The sequence below is a fragment of the Schlesneria sp. genome (assembly GCF_036405755.1).
GTDB lineage: Bacteria > Planctomycetota > Planctomycetia > Planctomycetales > Planctomycetaceae > Schlesneria > Schlesneria sphaerica.
On the sequence record NZ_DASWWZ010000005.1, the window covers coordinates 1 to 2464 of the forward strand.

Annotated in this window: 2 protein-coding genes; both read left to right on the forward strand. The window is 57.9% G+C overall.

The genetic code is table 11. The features are described from left to right. On the forward strand, positions 1–750 hold a 750-nt coding region (locus VGE80_RS00175), incomplete at its 5' end, for a dihydrodipicolinate synthase family protein (protein WP_440591244.1). Positions 751–796: 46 nt separating this feature from the next. After that, positions 797–2227 carry an MFS transporter gene (locus tag VGE80_RS00180; RefSeq protein ID WP_373652695.1) on the forward strand — a complete coding sequence of 477 codons (1431 nt, stop codon included), beginning with the start codon at positions 797–799 and terminating at the stop codon, positions 2225–2227. Positions 2228–2464: the final 237 nt, after the last annotated feature.

Consider the following 2464-nt stretch of genomic DNA (forward strand, 5'->3'; position numbering starts at 1 on the left):
CCGATGGAACTGCGACGTGAGCTGGCGGAATTCGTCTGCCGCCGTGCGCAGGGTCGCGGATTCTCGGTGATCAGCGTCGGGGCCGAGAGCACGGGCGAAGCGTGCCAACTGGCAGAGCATGCTGCCCGCCATGGAGCCAGCGCCGTGATGGCAATCCCACCCATCGCCACCCGGTTGCCTGCTTTCAAGACACGCGACTACTTCGGGGCGATTGCCGAACGAGTTTCGATTCCGCTGATTGTCCAGGATGCCTCCGGTTATGTGGGAGCTGCCATTTCGCTGGATGTCTATCTGGAACTGCTTCATCGGTTCGGCCCTGAACGGATCTTTTTCAAGCCAGAGGCGCACCCACTGGGCCCGAATTTGTCTCGATTGCGCGATGCGACCAAGGGGCAGGCAAAGATCTTCGAAGGGTCGGGGGGCATCACTCTGGTCGACTGTTACCGTCGCGGCATTCAGGGAACGATGCCCGGTACGGATCTGCTGGATGGTGTGATCTCCCTCTGGCGAGCGCTCGAAGCCGGAGATGAAGAGCGGATCTATCAGCTCTCATTGCCGATTTGCGGACTCGTCGCGTTGCAACTCTCTGCCGGACTGGATGGATTCCTGTCGATCGAAAAGTACCTGATGAAGAAACGGGGAATTTTTCCCAACACTGTTCAACGGCAACCGGTTGGCTGGGAACTCGATCCCGAAACTCAGGCCGAGGTGGATCGACTGTTTCTGAGGCTGCAGGCCACGATTCGATAAGTGGCGACCAACAAACCCGCAGCACCATACGTGGGAGGACTCGACGATGAAAACGTTCGATGACGATCAGACATCGGTTGGACAAGTCGAGTCGTTGGAAGATCCCACGTTCCAGCGACCCACCCAGGAACTTTCCTCTTCATCAGAGATCGTGTGGGACGGGAGTCTGCGTGCAACGGCCGTTCGCTACCGGGCGATTGGCTGGCTAGCGACGGCCAGCGGGCTGGCCTATTTGTGCCGAAATTCGATTGGCGTGGCAGAGAGCCGTATCCGGGATGATCTGGGATTAACCCTGGCGGAATCTGGCCAGTTCATGGGGGCTTTCTTCTGGACGTATGCCCTGTTTCAAATTCCGACCGGATCGTTCTCGTATCGGTTTGGTACGCGACTGGCGATGACCTGCTTTGCGGTCGCCTGGTCAGCGGCCATGTTCGGCACCGCCCTCTCTTCCAGTTTTGCATTGTTGATTGTCGCTCAAATGGTGATGGGAATTGCCCAAGCGGGTTTTTTTCCTGCTTCGATCAATTCCATTAAGTACTGGATGCCGATGTCGCAGCGATCGCTCGGGTGCGGTCTGCTGGCGGTAGGAATGCAAGTCGGCGCCATCGCGGCCAGCGTCCTTACGGGGCGACTGCTGGAGGTGAAGGTGATGACGTGGATGGAGGTGATGACGTGGAGAAGTGTCTTCATTCTCTTCGCTCTACCCGGTTTTGTCTGGGCCTTGATCTTCTTCATTCGATTCCGGGATCGTCCTGAGGGCTGCGCCGGCGTTAACTCTGCGGAGCGGGAACTCATTAGCGCGAATGTCTCTCCTGACGATGTCTCTCGGCAGGAGAATGAAGCAGACCGAACGAACTGGCTGGCGATGTTCAGTCACCTGGGCCTGTTGCTGATTTGCGGTCAACAGATTTGCCGTGCGGCAGGCTATATGTTCTTCGCGAGCTGGTTTCCGACCTTTCTGCAGCAAACCCGGGGTGTGTCCATCGCGCAGTCAGGCTACATGCAGGGAATCGTTTTTGCCGGAGCATTGGGTGGGAGCCTGCTCGGCGGACTTCTCGTTGACTGGGTCTGGAAACGGACCGGAAGTCTCTGGCTCAGCCGAAGTGGAATCGGGGCGTATTCACTGGGAATATGTGGATTGCTCATTCTGGGAAGCTGGTATGTGCAGGACATGACTGCGGCGTTGATGTTACTGGCCGTCGCGGTCTTCTGCGGGTCGTTCGCTGGTCCGGCGATGGGGGCGGCCGTGATTGATATCGGTGGAGCGCGCGTTGCACAAACACTGGGTACAGTCAACATGGCGGGCAATCTGGCAGTGGCGGTTTGCCCGATCATCGTCGGCGAACTGTTCCAGCAAACCGAGGACTGGAATCTCGTCCTGATTCTGTTCGCTGCGACATATCTGGTGGGGGCACTGTGCTGGGCCTTCGTGAATCCGTCCCGCCGGATTTTCACTCCGCTACAAGCTGACTCGTGAAGAGTGCGCCACAACGGGTTGCCATGCGCCTCTGCAAGTCGCCGCAGTCTGTTGCGAGATTTCGCGATTCGAACGCGCATTCCTGATTTGACCCCGGAAAGCGCGAATTGTTGAGATGTCTGGTCTCGAACAGCATTTCGCTCCCGTCTGATGACCAGCATTTTTATAACGGCGATCAGTACAACGGCGGTGAATGCGACGAGGGAGTGGCACTCCGTCGTCTGCGCCGGGGGCAAC

Excerpts from the sequence above, each read along its gene's own strand:
- VGE80_RS00180 (WP_373652695.1), top strand. The coding sequence starts at position 797 with ATGAAAACGTTCGATGACGATCAGACATCGGTTGGACAAGTCGAGTCG.